Below are 20,720 nucleotides of genomic sequence, written 5' to 3' on the forward strand. Positions count from 1 at the left end.
CATGCAGCGCGCTCAGCCGCGCGCTGCATGAGAAGTGTCACTCCGGAGGCGCATGTCCCCCTGCGTGACGATTTTGAATTTATTTGCCGCTCCGGCGGCAAACTCTGCGAGGCTTTGCCCTTTTCAGGCAGGTTTTTCGACAAGCTGGAACCCGCCCTCTCGGGCGGGTTTATACTATATGGGCCGCCGTGAGGCGGCTCATTTTTTTATGTATTTTCCCCGTATGTATTTTCCCCGCCGGACCGCGGCTTTTCTCGCCCCGATGATAAGGAGCAGCAAAAGGAGCGCGGCGGTCAGGCACGACATCAAAAGCGCGGAGACAAAGTCGACGGCGGCGTAGCTTTTGACCTGCTGGGCCAGGTAGACGGCGGCGGGCTGCTTGAAAACAAAAATGCGCGCCAGAAAATACGCGAAGACGGCGGAGATGGAGCCCTGCAGTATCTTGCCGTAGATGTAGGTTCGGACGGAAAGGCCGCTGTCGCCGATAAAGGAGAGCACCTGGCAGTGGATGGAGAGGCCGGCCCAGCCCAGCATGAATGCCGCCAGGGCCAGAGAGCGGGAAAATTCCCCGACCGCCCCCTGGAGGGAGGTGACGCCGGAGGTCAGCTCGATAACGCCGGTCAAAAGCCGCTCCGCCCAGGCCTTGTCGAACCCGAAGGGGCCGAAGATGCCGCCGATGACGGACGCGATAAAGGGCAGAAGCCCCGACAGGAAGAGGAGCCTGATAAATACCGTAAAGAAAATCACAAAGCCGCAGATATTGAGCGTCGTCTGAAACGCCGATTTCACCGAGTCGGTAAACGCGAGGGTAAAGCGCTTGGGCTCGGCTTCCGGCAGGCGGCCCCCGCCTTTTTTCTCCTCGCCGCTGCCCCAGTACCGAAACATCACGCCGACGATGACGGACGCCAGCGTGTGGGCCAGGTAAAGGGCAATGCCGGCGGCGCTGCTGGCGAAAACGCCCGCCCCCACGACGCCGAAGATGAACGCCGGCCCGGAGTTGTTGCAGAAGGAGAGCAGCCGTTCCGCCTCCGCCCGGCTGCAGCTGCCGTTTTCATACAGCGCGATGACGGTCTTGGCGCCCACGGGGTAGCCGCCGATAAAGCCCAGCACGAACGCGGTGACGCACTCCCCGCCGACGTTGAACAGCGGGCGCATGACGGGCTCCAGGATGCGCCCGAAGTGGCGGGCGAGTCCCAGCTGCACGATAAGCGTCGACAGCACAAAAAATGGAAACAGCGACGGGACGATCACGTTGATGCAGAGCTTCACGCCGTTGGCCGCGGCATCGACGGAGTCCTTGGGGAAAACCACGAGTGCCGCGACGGCCGCAAAAAGCGCCAGGCATATCAGCACGTCGAAAAATTTTCTTCGGAAGCGGAAGGGACGCATATGAACACCACCTGCTACGAAGCATATGCGGCGTGGGGCGTATTTTTTCCTTTGTGCGCATAAATATGAATGATGGATAGACACGCTGTGTTGGGAGGCGTTACTTTGAACACCGACAAGAATAAGAAAAACATCATCGACCGCGCCGTCGACGCGTTCGATCTGCCGGGAGAGGTGCTGGCCGGGCTGCCGAAGCTGACGGTCACCGGCAACAGGAGAATCCACATCGAATGCCACAAGGGGATCATCGAGTATGACGGCAGCCTGATTGCCGTCAACGGGGGCGCCGCCGTCATAAGGATCCGCGGCGAAAATCTGGAGATCGTCTCGATGAGCGCCGAGGAGATCCTCATCAAGGGCTTTGTCGTGGGGATCGAATTCGAATAGAAGCGAGGTCGCGTCATGAAAAAAGCGGTCAACTATATCCGGGGCAGCGTCCGCGTTTTTGTGGAATGCCCGTACCCCGAGCGGCTCGTCAACGTCTGCGCGCAGAACGACATCGAATTCTGGGACCTTGAGCGCGTCTCGCCGACGGTCGTACATATCACCATGCATATCCATGGGTACCGGCGGCTCGGCGCGCTGGCGGAGAAAGCCGGTTTCGAGATTCGCCAGGTGCAGAAGACGGGCGTCCCGTTTTTCCTCTGGAAGCTTCGGAAGCGGTATGTCCTGCTGGCCGGGATGCTCCTGATGTTCCTGACGGTCTGGGGCCTGTCCATGTTCGTCTGGGAGATCGACGTACAGGGCAACGAAACCGTTTCGTCCCAGGAGATACTCGCGTCGCTGAAGGAGCTCGGCGTCGGCATCGGCTCCTTCGGGCCCACCATTTCGTCGGAGGCCATTTCAAACGATATGCTGCTCAAAATCCCGGAGCTTTCGTGGATCGCCGTGAACGTGCGCGGCAGCCACGCCGACGTGCTCGTCCGCGAGCGCCTGCCGAAGCCGGATATCCTCGACGAGAAAGCGCCGACGATGGTCTACGCCACGAAATCGGGTATAATAACAAAAATGAGCGTGCTCGAGGGCGCGCGCGTCTGCGCCGAGGGAAGTACGGTACAGGCGGGCGACATTCTCGTTACCGGCGTCATGGATTCGCTCTCCTCCGGCAAGCGGACGGTCCATGCCATGGCGGAGGTTTACGCCAGGACGTGGTATGAGCTGTCCGCGCAAATGCCGCTGGAGACCACGGCAAAGACGTATACCGGCGAAAAGAAGACGAAAACAGCCGTTATTTTGGCGGGCAAACGCATAAATTTCTATTTTAATGGTGGAATTTCCTTCGCGCATTATGATAAAATGACGACTGAAAATACCCTGAAGCTTCCAACGGGCAATATCCTGCCCGTCACCATCGTCAAGGAGAAATACTCGGAATACACGACGTCCGGCGCGCGCCTTGCCATTTTGAAAGCGGATCAGATTCTTCAAAAGGACCTGCTGGATCGTCTGCAGCTCCGCATCGGCGACGGGTCGGTCACCACGACCGCCTTCGAGACGTCCGAGGAAAACGGCGTTTTAAAGGTGACGCTCAAGGCGGAATGCCTCGAGCAGATCGCCGCCGAGCGCCCCTTTACGGCCGAGGAGCTTCAGCAGGCCCTGCAGCCGATACAGGAAAAAACAAAGGAAACGGGGAACTGACACATGGCGGAAAAGACGATGAGCGTTGACAGGCTGGAGCATATCATCAGCGTGTTCGGCTCATTCGACGAAAATCTGCGCCTTATTGAAGACGAACTGAACGTCCGCATCACGGACAGGAATTCCGAGCTGGCCCTCACCGGCGACGACGAGAATATCATGTACGCCGAGCACGCGATCAACGGCCTTCTGTCGCTGGCCGCCAAGGGGGAGAATATCGACTCCAGGAGCGTCCGGTATATCATCGGGCTCGTCCGGGAGGGGCACGAGGACAAGATCAGCGAGCTTGCGCGCGACGTGATCTGCATCACCGCGAAGGGCAAGCCGGTCAAGGCCAAAACACTGGGGCAGAAAACGTACGTGGAGGCCATCGGCAAAAAAACGATCACGCTGGGCATCGGGCCGGCCGGCACGGGCAAGACATATCTGGCCGTCGCCGCCGCCGTCGCCGCGTTCCGCGATAAATCGGTCAACAGGATCATTCTAACGCGCCCCGCCGTGGAGGCCGGGGAGCGCCTGGGCTTTTTGCCGGGCGACCTGCAGAGCAAGGTCGACCCGTATCTGCGGCCGCTGTACGACGCGCTGTTTGAAATGCTGGGTGCCGAGACATACCAGAAATACCTGGAGCGCGGCAACATCGAGGTCGCGCCGCTGGCGTACATGCGCGGCCGGACGCTGGACGACTCGTTCATCATCCTCGACGAGGCGCAGAACACGTCCCGAGAGCAGATGAAGATGTTTTTGACCCGGCTCGGCTTCGGCTCCAAGATCGTCATCACCGGCGATATCACGCAGATCGACCTCCCGGCGGAAAAAACCAGCGGCCTCAAGGAGGCCATGCGCGTCCTGGACAATGTGCAGGACGTGGCCGTCTGCCGTCTCACCGGCGCGGACGTCGTCCGCCATGTGCTCGTCCAGCGAATCATCGACGCTTACGAAAGGTATGAAAAATCACGGCCCTCCGAGCCGGCGAGGACGCCGCCTCGGAGCAGGAGAAAACCAAGTGAAAAGTCATAAGCTCTACATCCGGCGCGCCCGTCCCGGCCTCGGCAAGGCGCTGGACGTCCGCCTGCTCCGTTACTGCGTCCGGAAGGCGCTGGGCGCCGAGGGCGTGGACAGGCCCTGCGAGGTGAGCGTTTTGATCACGGATGACGCGGGCATCCGCGAGATCAACAGGGAGTTCAGGGACAAGGACGCGCCGACGGACGTGCTGTCCTTTCCGATGCAGATGCTGTCGCCGGGCGATTTTAAGCCCGGCCTTACGGAGGTCGACCCGGAAACCGGCCTTTTGCCGCTGGGCGATATCGTGCTCTCCGCCGACAGGATCGCCGACCAGGCGGCGCGGTTCGGCCACAGCGCGGACAGGGAGATGGCGTATCTCGTCGTTCATTCCGTCCTGCACCTGTTAGGCTACGACCACATGGACGAGGGCCCGGACAAGCGCCTGATGCGCGCGCGGGAGAAAGCTATTTTGCGGGAGGCGGGGCTGCCGGAATGAAAAAGAGCTTTGCCTATGCCTTCAAGGGCGTTCGCACATGCCTGAAAGAGGAGCGGAATTTCCGCTTCCATCTGGCGTTTGCCGGTTATGTGGTGATCGCCGGCGCGGTGACGGGCCTGACCGGGACGGAGTGGATACTGGTATTCGTCTGTATCGGCGCGGTAACCGGCGCGGAGCTTTTCAACACGGCTGTGGAGAAGCTCTGCGATACGCTGCATCCCGGCAGGAGCGACGGCATCGGGCGCGTCAAGGACATGACGGCCGGCGGCGTTCTGATGGCCGCCCTGGCCAGCGCCGTGATCGGCGCGATCATCTTTTTCAACGCCGACAAAATGTCGAAGCTGGCCGCCTTTGCGGTACTGCACCCCATTTTGACCGTACTTATTTTTGCCACGCTGCCTCCGGCAGCATTTCTGGTATTCAGGAGTTATAGGAATGATAAAAAAAACCGCCATGATCACGATCGCCGGGCGACCGAACGTCGGTAAATCGACGCTTGTCAACACCCTGACCGGCGAGAAAGTCGCCATCGTTACAAATAAACCGCAAACGACGCGCAACCGCATTTTCGCCGTCGTGAACAGGGAGGAGACGCAGTTCGTGCTGCTGGACACTCCCGGTTTCCATAAGGCGCGCACGCGCCTGGGCGACTATATGGTCAATATCGTCAAGGAGAGTGTCGCCGACGTGGACGCCGTGGCGCTCATCGTCGAGCCGCTGGACAGCGTCGGTACGCAGGAAGAGCTGCTCATCGGGCAAATCGAATCGGCCGGTGTGCCGGCGGTGCTCGTCATCAACAAAATCGACACCGTCAAAAAAGAGGAGCTTCTCAGGATCATTGCCCGCTACGCCGCGCGCTTTGCGTTCAGCGCCATTGTGCCCATCTCGGCCAAGCTTGGGCAGGGCATCGGCGAGCTGCTGGGCGAGTTTGAGAAATTTGCCGTGGAAGGCCCCCAGCTTTTCCCCGAGGATATGGTGACCGACCAGCCGGAAAAGCAGATCATCGCCGAAATCGTCCGCGAAAAGCTGCTGCTCGGCCTGGACCGGGAGGTGCCCCACGGCACGGCGGTGGAAGTGACGAAATTCTCCGAGCGGGACGACGGCATCATCGACCTGGACGTGACCATTTACTGCGAAAAGCAGAGCCATAAGGGCATGATCATCGGCAAAAACGGCGAGATGCTCAAAAGGATCGGCCAGCAGGCCCGCGTGGATATTGAAAAATTCATGGGCGGCAAGGTCTTTTTGCAGACCTGGGTGAAGGTCAAGGAAAACTGGCGCGACAACCAGACGGCCATGCGCAATTTCGGCTATACCGATTAACCTGCCCACCCGCCCGATGTAAGGTATAGGGCTGCGCCCTATGACCCTTCTTTTTTGCGGGGCTCCGCCCCGGACCCCGTAAGGCTCCTTTTGCAAGGAGTTGTCGTCCGGAGGACTGTGTCGACAGTTTGTGCCGCTCGGAGGGCGGCTGAGGATACTTCCGGTACCGCGCCCGACGATCCGTAGGGCGGGGGCTTGCTCCCGCCGCGCTCCTGTTGGGGCCGTTGTGCATTTCCTGTCGAAAAATTCGCTTTTTCGCCGCCTTTCAAGAAATTACCGCTGATAAATAGCTGTCCGACGATTCACACTAGGAGTATCGGAGGTGTATGGCCATGTCAAATTATTGGGATTTGTTCGCCGAAACCGGCGATATCGGCTTTTATCTTCTCTATCTCAAGTCCACTGAAAAGAATGCGTCGCCAGACAAAACTGAAGCCACCGAAATGAAAAACGATCGACAGCATCTGATGTGAAAAATGCGGGCCTGCCGTCTGCCCCACGCGGCAGGCCCGGATAAAAAAGCGGGGACAGGATGAACCCATGTACATAAACACGACCGGCCTCGTCCTTCGCGTGACGGACTATAAGGACGCCAGCAGAATCATGACGGTTTTGACCTCTACCGAGGGCAAGCTCACCGTGTCCGCCCGCGGCGCCATGCGGCGTGGGAGCAAGTTTGCCGCCGCCGTGCAGCCGCTGGCCTATTCCGATATGACGCTCTATCAAAACCGTGACCGCTGGACGTTGACCGAGGCCCAGACGATCGAGCTGTTTTCCGGTGTTTCGGGCGACGTCAGGCTTTTGGCGCTGGGCTCGTATGTGGCCGAGCTCCTGGAGGCGGTGTCCGACGAGGACAGCCCCAATCCCGAGATTCTCTCCCTCGGTCTCAACGCGCTCTATATGCTCAGCCGGAACGAGAAGGACCCGGAGCTTGTCAAGGCGGCGTTTGAAATCCGCCTCATGTGTTTGGCCGGCTTTGAGCCGGTCGTCTCGCTCTGCGCCGCCTGCGGCAGGGAAGACGTGGATGCTCCGCGGCTTGACCTTGTGGGCGGCACGGTGCTCTGCCACGGCTGCCGTTCCCCCGGGACCAACGAAACGGCCCCCTTGTGCCGCGGGTCGCTGGACGCGCTCCGCTACATCGTGTCGGCTGACCCCAAGAAAATGTTCTCGTTCAAGCTTGACGCCGAGGCCCTCTCACGCCTTTCCCGCGCCGCCGGCGCCTACGTCTCCACGCAGCTCGACCGCAAATTCAAAACGCTGGAGTTTTACAAGCAGCTGAAATAAAGGAGCTGGGCAGACGCCTCTTTCGCGAGACGGTCGAGCCGCCCGCCGCGTCCGGAACAGCACGGATTAAGGATGAAATAAATGCCCAACAGAAAGATATGCTATATTTATTCGAACAGCAAAGAAAACCTTGTTGTCAATCATGGAATTGAGTTCAGAGACTTCATAAATTCCTTGGAAACGCCGGTGAAAAACCTGCTCTTGATAAAGCATGATTTTTTTGGCGGGTGCTATCACGGCCCCAGCGGGTTCAAGTTTGTCAAAGAACATCAATTATGGGAGCTGTCTGCAGATAATATTTATAATTACGGCGATTTCTGCTGGTTTGATTTTAACGATGAGTATGCGCTTGATCTGCTTTCGCCGCGGGAAATCGCGGAGCTTTTGTATTTCGGACACAAGGGCAGGCCGCTGGAGTCATATGTCAATACGACGCTGAAAAACAGATTTGCCTACTGGACGCATGACGACGGCTGGTATAACAAAGTTTACTTATCTGATCCGGACGATTTTTTGCCTGTGCTGTCACACGCCGTCGGCTCGGTCGTATCTGGAGAGGACGACCGTGCCGATCTGCTGCCGAAGGAAACCGCCAGAACCTTGTTAAGTCTGTCACATGACGGTTTGCTCATTGATTACGAGCATATCACGGTGACGAAAAGCGGCACGGAATTGCCGTTTTATATCATCGGCAAAGTGACTGATTATGATGATCTTCTAAATAATCTCCAAAAATATAAAGAGAAAGCATTGAAAAAAGGAATCGTGCGATTCAACAGGAAATTTTTCAGTCCGCCGGTAAAAAAACAAGGATTGAAAGCACGCAAGCCGTTTGCCTTTTTAGGCAGGGGGCGAAAAAAATATAATTAAGGTATCAATATGACACTTTACGAAAAATCACTCAAAACTCTGGAACTGCCCGCCGTTTTGCAGATGCTGGCGGGCGAGGCGGTGAGCGGGGAGGCAAAGGAGGCGGCTTTGGCGCTGGCGCCGGTCTCCGACGTTTATGAGGTGCGCTACCGGCTCGAGGAAACAACGGCGGCCAAGAAAATGATGACGCTCCACGGCAGCCCATCCTTTTCGGGCGTCAAGGACGTCCGCAGCGCCGTGCGCCGCGCGGACATCAGCGGCATGCTCAACACCGTCGAGCTCCTGGATATCGCCGCGCTTCTGCGCTGCGCCGCCGGAGCGATTTCTTACGCCTCCGGCGACAGGGCGGAGCGGACGGCCATCGACGCCTTGTTCGACGGCCTTGCGGCCAACAAATTCCTCGAAGGCAAAATCTCCGCGTCCATCGTCGGCCCCGACGAAATCGCCGACGCGGCCAGCACGGAGCTTGCCGACATCCGCCGCCATATGCGCGTGGCCGGCGATAAGATCCGCCAGTCGCTGAACAGGATCATCTCCTCTCCGGCGTACTCGAAGGCCCTGCAGGAGCCGATCATCACCGTCAAGAACGACAGGTACGTCGTGCCTGTCAAGGCCGAGCAGAAATCCGCCGTGCCCGGGCTCGTCCACGACGTTTCCTCCTCCGGCGCCACCTTTTTTATCGAACCGATGGCGGTGGTGCAGCTGAATAACGAGATCCGGGAGCTCCTGTCCAAGGAGAAGAAGGAGATCGAGCGTATCCTCCAGGAGCTGTCCGCCGACGTGTCAAACCACGGCGAGGGCATCATTACAGATTTCACGGTCCTCTCGGCGCTGGATTTGATTTTCGCCAAGGCGAAGCTCTCCTACCGCCTGAACGCCGCGGAACCGGAGATATCGGAAAACGGCCGGCTCACGCTGCGCCGTGCCCGCCATCCGCTCCTGGACCCGAAGAAGGCCGTGCCCATCGACATCCGCCTCGGCGGCGATTTCGACACGCTCATCATCACCGGTCCCAACACCGGCGGCAAAACGGTCACGCTGAAGACGCTGGGGCTCCTGTCGGCCATGACATACTGCGGGCTGCACATCCCGGCCGACGACGGCAGCATGGTGCCCGTCTATGGCCAGATCCTCGCCGACATCGGCGACGAACAGTCCATCGAGCAGTCGCTGTCGACGTTTTCGTCCCATATGACCAATATCGTGAAAATCCTGGAGGAGTGCGACGGCGCGTCGCTCCTGCTTTTCGACGAGCTGGGCGCCGGCACGGACCCTGTCGAGGGTGCGGCGCTGGCCATCGCCATCATCGAATACGCACGGGGGGCAGGCGCCCGGCTCGCCGCGACGACGCACTACGCCGAGCTCAAGGTCTTCGCCCTGACCACAAAAGGCGTCATGAACGCCTCCTGCGAGTTTGACGTGGAGACGCTGAAGCCCACGTACAAGCTCCTCATCGGCGTCCCCGGGAAATCCAACGCCTTTGCCATCTCCGGCCGGCTGGGCCTTCCGGAGGCAATCATCGACGAGGCGAAGAAGCATGTAAACAGCGAGAGCGCCTCCTTTGAGGAGGTGCTGGAAAGTCTGGAGGATACCCGCCGGTCGATGGAAAACGAGCGGCTCGAGACGCGGCGGCTCCTCAGGGAGGCCGAGGAAAAGGCCCGTCGGGCGGAGGAGGACAGAGGTACCGCCGCGCAGGAGCGCGAAAAGGCGTCAAGAACGGCGCGCCGCGAGGCAAACAGGATTTTGCAGGAGGCCAGAAGGACGGCGGACGACGTCATGGAGGAGCTGAAGGCCCTCCGCGCCCAGGCCGCGTCCGGCGAGGACTGGCAGCGCGTCAACGCCGCAAAATCCGGTGTCTTCCGGCGCCTTAACGAAGCCGAAAGCGCCATGTCCGCGCCGACGAGCGAGGAAACTGCCTCGGCGCCCACGCGCCCGGCCGCCCCCGGCGACAAGGTGCGGCTCCTGGGCCTCGGGACAACGGCGGACGTCATTTCGGTGAACGCCGACGGCGTTTTGAGCCTGCAGGCCGGGGTGATGAAGATTACGGCGCGGCCGGAGGAAGTGGAGCTGGTGGAGGGGGAGACGCAGCGCAGCGTCAAAAAAATCCTCGCAAAGTCCAGCGCCCAAATGAGCCAGGCCCAGGCCCGGCCGGAAATCGACCTGCGCGGCATGATGACGGACGAGGCTGTCCCGATCCTAGAGCGCTACCTCGACACCGCGCGCATGGGGAAATTAAACGTCGTCACGGTCATCCACGGCAAGGGCACGGGGGCGCTCCGCGCCGCGGTGCACCAGAGCCTCAAGCACGACCCCAACGTCAAATCCTACCGTCTCGGGCACTTCGGCGAGGGCGAGATGGGCGTAACCATTGTGGAGCTGAAGCCGTAGAACTGCGCCGGAGCCCACATGCCGCAAGCTCCGCATGGCGCGGTACTGCATGTTTTTTGTAATATATTAAGATTTTCTGAAAAATCGACTTGACGTACCGGTGCGGTTTTGATAAAGTAATATTACGCAAGGGGCCTGAAATAAGTCTTAACAATCAGCTTGTTTCTTAAGGAGGAAAGCACAATGTATACAAGAAAAGCCACGATCATGAATCAGGTAGGTCTGCACGCCAGACCGGCCACCTTCTTAATACAGAAAGCCAACGAGTTCAAGAGCAGCCTTTGGATTGAAAAGGACGAGAGAAAGGTCAACGCCAAGAGTCTTCTGGGAGTCCTCTCCCTCGGCGTTGCCAAAGGGGCGTCGATCAACATCATCGGCGATGGGACGGACGAGGTTCAGGCTGTCGACACATTGTGCCAGCTGATTGATTCCGACTTTGCGGAATAAGCAAACAGAGAAGAGAGCCTGCTTCGGCAGGCTCTTTTATTTTGTCCCGCCCAATGCATTTCCGCGCTTTTGCGTCATAAAGATGTAATGGCGCCGGATGAAACAAATAAGGAGCGATGGGATATGAGCATCAGGCAGACGATTTTCTTCAACGTCACGTTGTCTCTCGTTTTCAGCGTCACCATGAGCTTTGCCATGACGGCGATGAATGTCGGTTTCGTGCCGGAATTTCTCACGCTCTGGCTGAGCTCGGCAAAAATCGGCTTCGGCGTTTCCATCCCCATCGCCTTTGTCTTTGTCCCGCCGATCCATAAGCTGACCATGCGGTGGATCAGGGACTGAGCCAGACAGCTTGTTATTGACAAATGGGAAATTATCGGGTAAAGTATTCATATTAAGAGGGAGTAGTTTTCTCACGAAGTCAACATGCTGGTGTTAATCACCTGGCTTCGCGGCCGTTTCCGGTAACGAGACTTTTAATGTATTCCTGCTATGGGATTACATTAAGGGTCTTTTTTATTTTGTAAAGGAGAGAGTACTATGCACGAAAATCTCATCGCTTTTCTTTTTGCCGCCGGCGCCGTTGTCCTGGCCGAAATGGGAGATAAGACGCAGCTGCTGGCGATGGCCTTTGCGACAAAGTACAAGGCGTCCAAGGTCCTGCTCGGCGTTTTTATCGCCACTGTTTTCAATCATGCCCTGGCGGTTGCCATCGGCAATCTGATCACCCGTTTTGAGGCCGCCCAGATATGGATACAGGCCATCGCGTCTCTGTCCTTTATCTTTTTCGGGCTTTGGACGATCCGGGGAGATAAGCTGGAGGGAGAGGAAAACAAGGTGTCGAAGTTCGGCGCGATTGCCACCGTGGGCATCGCGTTTTTCTTAGCCGAAATGGGGGACAAGACTCAGCTTGCCACGATTGCCCTGGCGGCAAAATTCCCGCGATGTCCCGTCGGCATACTGGTCGGCACCACGACCGGTATGCTGATTGCCGACGGCATCGGGATTATTGTCGGCGTTGTGCTGTGCAAAAGGATACCGGAAAAAACGGTAAAGCTCATATCGGCCGGCGCGTTTGCCGTGTTTGGGCTCATCGGCAGTTACCAGGTCGCGCGCGAACGGCTCCATCTCAGCCTCGTTCCGACCATCGCCATTTTACTTGTCCTGATTGCCATAACCGGGGTCTCCGCGTATTTAATCATAAAGAAAAATAAAAAGGCCGAAGCGGAAAATAGGGCAGCTATTGAGTATTGCAGATTAAAGAGCCAAAATGAAACGGACGAAAAGAGCGAGGAATTGACGATCTAACGTTAAACGCCGTTCATATAACTGAGCGGAGATTGATATTATCGAGATTGACTGAGCATTTACCACCGGGAAAGCCTCCGCTAAAAAACGGAGGCTTTTCTTTTTTTCGCGCGTATGCGATAATATGATAACCGCAAAAGACATCTTCACGTTTCGCGAGGTGATACCATGACGTTTGAAGAGCTGCGCGCCAAGGCAAACGGGCTGCCGTTGCTGCCGGGCGTTTATATAATGATGGATAAAACGGGGAAGGTTATATATGTCGGCAAGGCGAAGCTTTTAAAAAACCGCGTCAGCAGTTATTTTCACGGCGACCATACCCTCAAGACAGAGGCGATGGTCTCCAAAATCAATACCTTTGACGTGATCATCGCCGGCTCGGAATTTGAGGCGCTTGTGCTGGAAAACTCCCTCATCAAGCACCACATGCCCCAGTACAACATCCTCCTCAAGGACGATAAGACTTATCCTTTTATCCGCGTCGACATGAAAAGCGAGTATCCGGCGTTTACGGTCGCCTCGCGCATCGAGCAGGACGGGGCGAAATACCTGGGGCCGTACGGCAGCCGGGGCAACACGAAAAACGCCATCGAGGCCGTCAAAAAGGCGCTGATGCTGCCGACCTGCGGCAAGAAGTTCCCACGGGACATCGGCAAAGAGCGACCGTGCCTGAATTACCACATGGGGGCCTGCCGCGCCTGGTGCCAGAAGGGCACGCCCCGGCAGGAATACAAAGAATCCGTCGAGGCGGCTGTGGCGGTCTTTGAAGGGAAGACCTCGGAGCTGGCGAAGAAGCTGACCGCCGAAATGGAGGAGGCCGCCGAGCAGCTCCGCTTTGAGCGCGCCGCGGAAAGGCGCGACCGGCTGAAGGCCATCAATCTTCTGGCCACAAAGCAGTTCATCATCTCCGGCTCCATGGCGGATACGGACGCCGTCGGGTATTACCGGGGCCCGGCGAAGTCCTGCTTCGTCGTGCTGCACTATATCGGCGGCACCCTGCTGGACAAGGATTTTGATCTGTTTGAAAGCCCCTTCGAGGAGGACGAGGAGGCCATCTCCGCGCTCCTGCGCCAGTATTACGAGCGCCGGGGCGCCTGGCCGAAAACGATCGTCCTGCCGTTTAACCTGCAGGACAGAGAGCCGCTGGAGCAGCTGCTGAGCGAAAACGCCGGTCACCGCGTCTATATCGAGAGCCCCCAGCGCGGCGACAAGCTGAAGCTCGTCGAGACGGCCAACGTCAACGCCCGGGAGGAGACGGAGCGGGCCACGACGTACGAGGAAAAGACGTCAAAAACGCTGGAGTGGCTCCAGAAGGCGCTCAATATGGACGTGCCGCCGGAGCGGATCGAGGCTTACGATATCTCCAACACGGGCTCCAGCGACATCGTCGCGTCGATGACCGTCTTTGCCGGCGGGAAGCCCCTGAAACGCGACTACAGAAAATTTAAAATCAAAACGCTGGAGACACAGGACGACTATCACAGCATGGCGGAGGTCGTCTCCCGGCGCCTCGCCCGGTACAAGAGCGACGACGAGAAGTTTTCGACACTGTCCGACCTCATGCTTATCGACGGCGGCGCCACCCACGCCAAAGCCGCGCTGAATGTTTTGGACGACGCCGGAATTCGCGTGCCGGTCTTCGGCATGGTGAAGGATGACCGGCACAGGACGCGGGCGCTTGTCACGCCGGAGGGGGACGAGATCGGCATATCGGCCAACCCCGCCGTCTTCGCGCTCATCGGCACTATCCAGGAGGAGACGCACCGGTTCGCCATCGAGTACCACCGGAGCCTCCGGTCCAAAAACAGCTATCAGTCAAAGCTGGACGCCATCGAGGGCGTGGGCGAGAAGCGGCGGAACGCGCTCTTGAAAAGCTTTGGCAGCCTGAAGGCCGTCAGGGAGGCGACCATCGAGGACTTGTCCAAAGTGGTGCCGAAGAACACCGCCGAGCGCGTGTATAAGCATTTTCACGGCGCCGGTGGGGCCGAAGAGCAGTGCGAGAACACCGAAACCCCGGAAATTGAGAAAAAATAATCAATCGCCCGCCCGTAGGGGCAGACCTTGTGTCTGCCCTCCCCGAGGTGCAATGCAGCAATATTACAGGGCGGATACAAAGAGAGGATACCAACATATGAGAGTGATCAGCGGGAGCGCCAGAGGGCGGAAGCTGAAGGAGCCGGATGGCCAGAATATCCGGCCGACGACGGACATGGTCAAGGAATCTATCTTTAACATCATTCAGTTCGACATAGAGGGCCGGCGCGTCCTCGACCTGTTTGCAGGGACGGGACAGCTTGGCATCGAGGCGCTCAGCCGCGGCGCGGCCGCCGTCGTCTTCGTCGACGCGTCCAACGACGCCGTCAAGCTGGTGCGGGACAACATTAAGGTCATGGGGTTTGATGAAAAAGCCACCGTCGCGCGGGAGGACGCGCTGGCGTTCCTCGGCCGGGGCGGCGGCTTTGACGTGATTTTTCTGGACCCGCCGTACGAGTCGAATCTGATTGAAAAGGCACTGAAGCGGATAATAGAATTTGACATACTGAAAGAAAATGGTATAATAATCTGCGAAACAAAAGAGGACAAGCCGTTGCCGGAACCTGCCGTACCTTACATCAGAGGGCGGGAATACAGGTACGGTAAAATCAAAATCACGCTTTATACCAAAACAAACCGGGCCGAAGCGTGAAAATCCGGCGGCCATCCGGAGACAATAAAATTGAGCGGGTCGCGCGCTGTGAAGCGGCAGCTTGCAGCGCCGGCGCCTGAGCGCCGCGGCGATTGCGGCTGCCGGCTGTACGCGGCCGTTAATGGAGAACATATGAAATCAGCCGTTTATCCGGGGAGCTTTGATCCGATTACGCTGGGACACCTGAACATCATCAAGCGCGCGGCGCGGATCTTCGACAAGGTCTACGTCTGCGTCATGAAAAATTCCGAAAAGAACCCTCTCTTCACCCGTGAGGAACGTGTGGAGTTAATAAAGCGCACCGTCAAGAATTTTCCCAATGTGGAGGTAGAGACTGCGGAAGGACTGCTTGTCAGCTACTGCCGGGAAAGAGACGCGAGCGTCATTGTCAAGGGCCTGCGTGCCGTTTCGGATTTTGACTGGGAATTTCAGATGGCCCTGGCCAACAGGAAAATCGACCCCGCCATAGACACGCTGTTTCTGACCGCCAGCGAGAAGTACACGTTCCTCAGTTCAACAGTCGTCAAGGAAATGGCCAAATACGGCGCCGATCTCCGGGATTTTGTCCCGAGAGAAATTATTGAGGACATCGTCAACAAGACAAGAAGCAAGGGGTGACCATATGGGCAGCAGGGTACAAGAGCTTCTGGAGATGCTCTACCAGATGATTAACGAGGCGTGGGGCATTCCGCTCGGCGCTGAGAAGTGCGTGATCGAGCGCGACAAGGCGCTCGACCTGATCGATGAAATAAAAGCGCAGTTCCCCAACGAGCTGGCCGAGGCCAAACGCCTCGTCGAAGCCAGAACGGAGTTTATAGGCAGCGCGAAGAAGGAAGCCGACGCCATGCGGAAGACGGCAGAGGAGCGCGCGCGGCAGCTTGTTGAGGACCAGGAGGTCATCCGGGCCGCCAAAGCGCGCAGCAACGAGATCATGACGAGCGCTGAAAATTCAGCGGGTGAGCTCAAGCGCGCCGCCAACGAATATGTTGACGACGCCATGCGCCGGACAGAGGAGGCGCTCGCCGCCGCCCTGGAGGAAATGCGCCAAACGCGCGGCCGATTCCGAAACGCCGCCGGCACGACCGCCCGGCCAACGCGCCCGGGGCACGATACCGGCAGAATCGACATCGCCATGGACAACTGAATGCCAACCGGAGGGCCGCCGCCCTCCGGTTTTTCTATGGCCTGAAGCCTCCTTAATAAATGTCCGGCCGCCGGCGCGGCAAAACAGAATATCGCGACTTTTTCGCAAACCGCTTTCGTCACAGAAGGCGGTTTTTTTGTTTTTTCGGTAAATTTGTCGGGAGCGTGCCTATTCGTGCTGTTTTGACGCTTTTTGCGCGAGGGCTATTTTCTGAAGTTGGGTTCAATTGTAAAAATTATGTTTTTTTGCTGAAAAACATTGAAAAAAAGGGAAGATTCTTTAAAAAACCTCTTGCATTTTCAAAACCATGCCCTTATAATTAGCCATGTAAGTGGGGGATAGTGGTGCCAAGTGCATCGAAATCCCACAAAAACGAAGGAGGTGGATAAACAGTGGAAGGCATCTATGAGCACACTATTGATGCTAAAGGCCGGCTGTTTATCCCCGCCAAAATCAGAGAAGAGCTCGGCGAGACCTTTTACGTAACGCTTTCGTCGGAAACCTGCCTGGCGGCCTATTCGCAGGAGAAATGGCAGAAGATGAAGGAGAAGGTCAACGCGATGAACACGATCGCTCAGAAAAGGGCCCGTCCGCTCTTCGCCCACGCGGCCAAGTGCGAGCTGGACGGTCAGGGGCGAATCCTCCTTCCGCAGAACCTGAGAGATTTTGCCGGACTATTGAAGGACGTCACCGTCGTCGGCTGCGGCGAGACGGCTGAATTCTGGGATTCCGCTGCCTGGGCCAAGACCGATACGCAGGAGGTCACGCCCGAAAATATCAAGCAAATGTTTATGGAGCTTGACTTCTGATGGAACACATTCCAGTACTGCTTCACGAGTGCGTCGACGGCCTCCGCCTGAAGCCCGACGGGATTTATGTGGATGGGACGCTCGGCCGCGCCGGACATTCCGCCGAGATTGCAAAGCGCCTCAAGGGCGGCCGGCTGATCGGCATCGACAGGGACGAGGCAGCCATCGGCGCGGCATACCGGACCCTGGAGGCTTATAAAGACCGGGTAACGCTGGTCCGCGGCAACTTCCGCGACGTGGGGGCCATCCTTGACGGGCTCGGCATACAGAAGGTTGACGGCATGCTGTTCGACCTCGGCGTCTCGTCGCCGCAGCTGGACGACGCCGGGCGCGGCTTTTCCTACATGAGCGACGCGCCGCTGGACATGCGGATGGACCAGGGCGACGCCCTGACCGCCGACGCCGTTGTTAACGGCTGGCCGCAGGACGAGCTCAGACGGATTCTCTATGAATACGGAGAAGAGCGCTACGCACCGAAAATCGCCGCCGCGATCGTCCGGCGGCGCGGCGATAAAAAAATCGAAACGACAGCGGAGCTGGTGGACGTCATCAAAGCCGCGATGCCGGCCAAGGCGCTGCGGGAAAAGCAGCATCCGGCCAAGCGCAGCTTCCAGGCGATCCGTATCGCCGTCAACGACGAACTGGGCGCTGTCGGGGAAATGCTCTCCGCCGCGCCGGACAGATTGAATAAGGGCGGCCGCCTGTGCGTCATCAGCTTTCAGTCGCTGGAGGACAAGCTCGTCAAGGCCGCCGTTCACAAGAGGGAAAAGGGCTGCACGTGCCCGCCGGATTTTCCGGTCTGTGTTTGCGGATTTTCTCCCACGCTGAAAACCATTACAAAAAAACCGATCACGCCCGGGCCTGACGAACTGTCGCAGAACCCGCGGTCAAGAAGCGCCAAGCTCCGCATCGCGGAGCGCGTATAGAAAGGACAGACGACAATGGCGAGCCGTACAACATCTACCGTCAAATATGCCTCGAGAGGCGCCGTCCACGGCAGCAATGCCTATGACCTGGCAAGGGTCAGGGGCGGGGCGCCCGCGCCCTCGGAGCCCGACAGAATACCTGCGGGACGGCCGGCGCCCAGAACCGCGCCGAAAGCCGACCCGAGGAATACGGTTAAAGAAGCGCCCAAAGCCGACCCGAGGCCGTCCCGGAAGGCGCAGAGGACGTACGGGTTTTCGCTTTACGCCGCGGCGGGCTTTATCGTTGTCGCCGTTCTGATGGTCTTTGTGCTGCTGGCCCATGTCAGGTACGCCGAGGTGACGAACCAGACAGCCCAGCTTCAGACCCAGCTGACCCAGCTGACCGAGCAGGAAAGAAAGCTCCAGATCACCCATGAAAATGCGTTCGACGTCAACCAGGTGGAGCAGTACGCCACGCACCAGCTCGGCATGTCGAAACCGCTGGAAAGCCAGATCGGCACGATCTCTGCCACGGCCCAGGACAAGGCCGTCGTCGCGGACACGCAGGAGACTTCGGTAAAGACAAGCGAGAGCATGGGCACATTTCTGGCGTCCCTGTTGGCATATTTCAAATGAATCGCATAATATAATGCTTTACTGGTGAAGCAAAAGCATCGTATTCTGCACTGGCATTAAGGGGATTATCATGGCTGAAAAACCTCAGGACAAGAGAAGAAGGAAAAAAACGGCCGGAGAGAAGCCGAACAGGACGATACTTCGCCGCACACTCATGCTCATGACTGTGTGCGGTGTCGTTGCGTTTTTTGTGCTCGCGATAAAGCTCTACCAGCTGCAGATCGTCAAGCACGATTATTATGAGAAGCAGGCAGTGGAGCAGCAGACGCGGGAATCTTCCGTGACGGCGGCCCGCGGCACGATCTACGATACAAACGGCAAAGCGCTCGCCATGAGCGCGTCCACTGAGACGGTGTTCATCAGCCCCATCGAGATGAATAAATACAATGAGGACAAAAATCTCATTGCCAGCAATCTGTCCGAAATCCTCGGCGTCGACAAGGACGCGGTACTGAAGCAGATGGAGGACACCAAGTCATGGTACAAGACGATCAAGCGCAAGATCGAGAAGGACGTGTCCGACAAGGTCCGGCAGTTTGTCAAGGACAACAAGCTCAAAAGCGTCCATCTGGAGACGGACTCGAAGCGGTATTATCCGAACAGCAGCCTGGCCAGCCACATCATCGGCTTCGTCGGCGCCGACAATCAAGGTTTGGACGGGTTGGAACTGCAGTATAATAAATACCTGGAGGGTACCAACGGGCGCATCGTCCGGCTCAAGAACGCCCAGGGCACCGACATGCTGTTCTCCGATTTTGAGGATTATTACGACGCGAGAAACGGCGACGACATCACACTGACAGTCGACTCGACCATTCAGTTCTACGTTGAAAAATATCTGCAGCAGGCCATCAAGGATTATGACATCCAGAGCGGCGCCGCCGCCATCGTGATGCAGCCGAAGACGGGTGCCATCCTGGCAATGGCCAGCTTTGGGAATTATGACCCGAACAACTATCAGGCCGTCAGCCAGGAGGAACAGGCGAAGCTCGACGCCATCACGGACCCTGCCGAGAAGCAGAAGGAGCAGGTCGCGGCGCAGCAGCTCCAGTGGCGGAACAAGGCCCTCGTCGATACGTATGAGCCCGGCTCCGTTTTCAAGATCATCACCTGCGCCACGGCGCTGGAGGAAGGCGCCGTTACCCTGAACAGCACGTTCTACTGCGGCGGCTCCATGAACGTCCTCGGCCGTACCATCCCGCTCAAATGCTGGAAAACGACGGGCCATGGCTCCGAAACGCTGACGGAGGCAATGGAGAATTCCTGCAACGTGGCGCTGGCGACCATCGGGCTGAAGGTCGGCGCCGAAACTTATTATAAATACGTGGACGCCTTCGGCCTGCGCGAAAAGACAGGCATCGACCTCCCTGGAGAATCGCTCGGCCTCTGGTGGGACAACAAGACCTTTGAAAATCCCGAAAATCTGTCGCAGCTGGCGGCTGCGTCCTTCGGCCAGACCTTCAGGATCACGCCGATGCAGATGATCACGGCCGTCTCCGCCGTCGTCAACGGCGGCAACCTGATGAAGCCGTATGTGGTCAAGCAGATCACCGACGCCGACGGCAAGGTCGTTTTGGCCAACGAGCCGACGACGGTCCGCCAGGTTATCAGTTCCCAGACGTCCGAGGAGATGCGCAGTATCCTGGATGCGGTCGTCAACGACGCCAAGGGCACGGGCAAAAACGCCGCCGTTCCCGGTTACAGGGTCGGCGGTAAGACGGGGACCTCGACGGATACGGTCTATCTGCAGCAGACGGGGCAGAAGAAATACATCGTCTCCTTCCTGGGCGTGGCGCCGATGGACGACCCGCAGGTTGCCATTCTCCTGCTGCTTGACAACCCGAGCAGCAAATCCGGCATCTACATCAGCGGCGGCAACATGGCCGCGCCGGTTGTGGGGCACATCATGTCCGAGGTGCTGCCGTATCTGGGCATCCAGCCTGTTTACACGGACCAGGAGAAGAAGGAGCTGGACGTGACCGTTCCGAAGCTCGCCGGCAAGAGTATCGATGAAGCGACGGAACAGCTGGAAAGCCTGGGCCTGACGGCCAAAGTCGTCGGCAAGGGCGACACGATCACCGACCAGCTGCCGGCGGCGAACGCGGCCGTTGCGCCCAAGAGCCAGATTGTGCTCTACGCCGGCACGGAAAAGCCGAGCGACACGGTTACCGTACCGGAGCTCTACGGAAAGAGCTTTAACGACGCCAAACGGGCGCTTGAAAAGCTGGGCCTGTTCATCAAATCCGGCGGCACGCTGTCGGAATCGCCCAACGCCGTCGTGTCGACACAGTCGATTTCGAAGAGCGAGCAGGTGACCGCGGGCACCGTTGTTGAGGTCACACTTGTCGATAAAAGCATACTTGGGCAGTATTGAGCCTTACTGAGATGTTAAGCG

General features: G+C 58.1%; 22 protein-coding genes. 20 read left to right on the forward strand and 2 right to left on the reverse strand.

The genetic code is table 11. The features are described 5' to 3' along the window. Positions 1-198 precede the first annotated feature (198 nt). A complete protein-coding gene (locus BUB60_RS07285) occupies positions 199-1,389 on the reverse strand; it encodes a nucleoside recognition domain-containing protein (RefSeq protein WP_073077243.1) in 1,191 nt (396 codons plus the stop codon). A gap of 105 nt (positions 1,390-1,494) precedes the next feature. On the opposite strand from BUB60_RS07285, the gene BUB60_RS07290 reads away from it, so the two are divergent. Genes BUB60_RS07290 through era form a run of 6 tightly spaced genes read left to right on the forward strand, consistent with a single transcriptional unit; the run spans position 1,495 to position 5,848 of the window. After that, positions 1,495-1,776, forward strand: coding sequence for a YabP/YqfC family sporulation protein (locus tag BUB60_RS07290; protein ID WP_159435363.1), 282 nt, complete (start codon positions 1,495-1,497; stop codon positions 1,774-1,776). A gap of 15 nt (positions 1,777-1,791) precedes the next feature. Further along, a complete protein-coding gene (yqfD, locus tag BUB60_RS07295; protein WP_073077246.1) occupies positions 1,792-3,027 on the forward strand; it encodes a sporulation protein YqfD in 1,236 nt (411 codons plus the stop codon). A gap of 3 nt (positions 3,028-3,030) precedes the next feature. Beyond that, positions 3,031-4,044, forward strand: a complete 1,014-nt coding sequence (locus tag BUB60_RS07300; protein ID WP_073077248.1) for a PhoH family protein — start codon at positions 3,031-3,033, stop codon at positions 4,042-4,044. Continuing rightward, positions 4,031-4,525 carry an rRNA maturation RNase YbeY gene (gene ybeY, locus BUB60_RS07305; protein ID WP_242941167.1) on the forward strand — a complete coding sequence of 165 codons (495 nt, stop codon included), beginning with the start codon at positions 4,031-4,033 and terminating at the stop codon, positions 4,523-4,525. Before BUB60_RS07300 ends, ybeY begins: the two co-directional genes overlap by 14 nt. Next, the gene (locus BUB60_RS07310) at positions 4,522-5,013 is read left to right on the forward strand and encodes a diacylglycerol kinase family protein (protein ID WP_073077250.1); all 492 of its coding nucleotides are present in this window, start codon (positions 4,522-4,524) and stop codon (positions 5,011-5,013) included. The genes ybeY and BUB60_RS07310 overlap by 4 nt, the downstream gene beginning before the upstream one ends. Next, positions 4,961-5,848, forward strand: a complete 888-nt coding sequence (era, locus tag BUB60_RS07315; RefSeq protein WP_073077253.1) for a GTPase Era — start codon at positions 4,961-4,963, stop codon at positions 5,846-5,848. The genes BUB60_RS07310 and era overlap by 53 nt, the downstream gene beginning before the upstream one ends. A gap of 335 nt (positions 5,849-6,183) precedes the next feature. Here the strand turns inward: era and BUB60_RS20445 are convergent, their stop codons facing one another. Beyond that, positions 6,184-6,396, reverse strand: coding sequence for a hypothetical protein (locus tag BUB60_RS20445; RefSeq protein ID WP_143162296.1), 213 nt, complete (start codon positions 6,394-6,396; stop codon positions 6,184-6,186). On the opposite strand from BUB60_RS20445, the gene recO reads away from it, so the two are divergent. The 14 genes from recO to BUB60_RS07385 all read left to right on the forward strand — a co-directional run bounded on the left by recO (position 6,389) and on the right by BUB60_RS07385 (position 20,699). Continuing rightward, positions 6,389-7,132 (forward strand): DNA repair protein RecO, encoded by a 744-nt coding sequence (recO, locus tag BUB60_RS07320; protein ID WP_073077255.1) that lies wholly within the window; start codon positions 6,389-6,391, stop codon positions 7,130-7,132. The two genes, BUB60_RS20445 and recO, sit on opposite strands and share 8 nt — an antisense overlap. 81 nt (positions 7,133-7,213) lie before the next feature. Further along, positions 7,214-8,002 carry a hypothetical protein gene (locus BUB60_RS07325; protein WP_073077258.1) on the forward strand — a complete coding sequence of 263 codons (789 nt, stop codon included), beginning with the start codon at positions 7,214-7,216 and terminating at the stop codon, positions 8,000-8,002. 9 nt (positions 8,003-8,011) lie between these two features. Next, positions 8,012-10,390 carry an endonuclease MutS2 gene (locus BUB60_RS07330; protein ID WP_073077260.1) on the forward strand — a complete coding sequence of 793 codons (2,379 nt, stop codon included), beginning with the start codon at positions 8,012-8,014 and terminating at the stop codon, positions 10,388-10,390. A 183-nt stretch (positions 10,391-10,573) separates the two neighbouring features. Further along, a complete protein-coding gene (locus BUB60_RS07335) occupies positions 10,574-10,837 on the forward strand; it encodes an HPr family phosphocarrier protein (RefSeq protein WP_073077263.1) in 264 nt (87 codons plus the stop codon). Between the two features lie 123 nt (positions 10,838-10,960). Next, entirely contained in the window at positions 10,961-11,179 is a 219-nt protein-coding gene (locus BUB60_RS07340; RefSeq protein ID WP_073077265.1) for a DUF2798 domain-containing protein, read from the forward strand. A gap of 198 nt (positions 11,180-11,377) precedes the next feature. Further along, positions 11,378-12,145 carry a TMEM165/GDT1 family protein gene (locus BUB60_RS07345; protein WP_073077268.1) on the forward strand — a complete coding sequence of 256 codons (768 nt, stop codon included), beginning with the start codon at positions 11,378-11,380 and terminating at the stop codon, positions 12,143-12,145. Between the two features lie 168 nt (positions 12,146-12,313). Then, complete coding sequence (gene uvrC, locus BUB60_RS07350) at positions 12,314-14,179, forward strand: excinuclease ABC subunit UvrC (protein WP_073077270.1); 1,866 nt, start codon at positions 12,314-12,316, stop codon at positions 14,177-14,179. A gap of 52 nt (positions 14,180-14,231) precedes the next feature. Continuing rightward, positions 14,232-14,831: a 16S rRNA (guanine(966)-N(2))-methyltransferase RsmD gene (rsmD, locus tag BUB60_RS07355; RefSeq protein WP_278277486.1), complete on the forward strand. Its 600-nt coding sequence runs from the start codon at positions 14,232-14,234 to the stop codon at positions 14,829-14,831. 132 nt (positions 14,832-14,963) lie between these two features. Then, positions 14,964-15,449, forward strand: a complete 486-nt coding sequence (gene coaD, locus BUB60_RS07360) for a pantetheine-phosphate adenylyltransferase (protein ID WP_073077630.1) — start codon at positions 14,964-14,966, stop codon at positions 15,447-15,449. 4 nt (positions 15,450-15,453) lie between these two features. Then, positions 15,454-15,975, forward strand: coding sequence for a hypothetical protein (locus BUB60_RS07365; protein ID WP_073077274.1), 522 nt, complete (start codon positions 15,454-15,456; stop codon positions 15,973-15,975). 392 nt (positions 15,976-16,367) lie between these two features. Continuing rightward, the gene (gene mraZ / locus BUB60_RS07370) at positions 16,368-16,784 is read left to right on the forward strand and encodes a division/cell wall cluster transcriptional repressor MraZ (RefSeq protein WP_073077277.1); all 417 of its coding nucleotides are present in this window, start codon (positions 16,368-16,370) and stop codon (positions 16,782-16,784) included. Then, entirely contained in the window at positions 16,784-17,710 is a 927-nt protein-coding gene (gene rsmH, locus BUB60_RS07375; RefSeq protein ID WP_073077279.1) for a 16S rRNA (cytosine(1402)-N(4))-methyltransferase RsmH, read from the forward strand. Before mraZ ends, rsmH begins: the two co-directional genes overlap by 1 nt. Positions 17,711-17,725: 15 nt before the next feature. Next, positions 17,726-18,325, forward strand: coding sequence for a cell division protein FtsL (locus tag BUB60_RS07380; protein ID WP_073077281.1), 600 nt, complete (start codon positions 17,726-17,728; stop codon positions 18,323-18,325). 70 nt (positions 18,326-18,395) lie between these two features. Continuing rightward, the gene (locus BUB60_RS07385; RefSeq protein ID WP_084726330.1) at positions 18,396-20,699 is read left to right on the forward strand and encodes a penicillin-binding transpeptidase domain-containing protein; all 2,304 of its coding nucleotides are present in this window, start codon (positions 18,396-18,398) and stop codon (positions 20,697-20,699) included. Positions 20,700-20,720: the final 21 nt, after the last annotated feature.

This window comes from Sporobacter termitidis DSM 10068, assembly GCF_900130065.1.
Classification (GTDB): Bacteria; Bacillota; Clostridia; order Oscillospirales; family Oscillospiraceae; genus Sporobacter; species Sporobacter termitidis.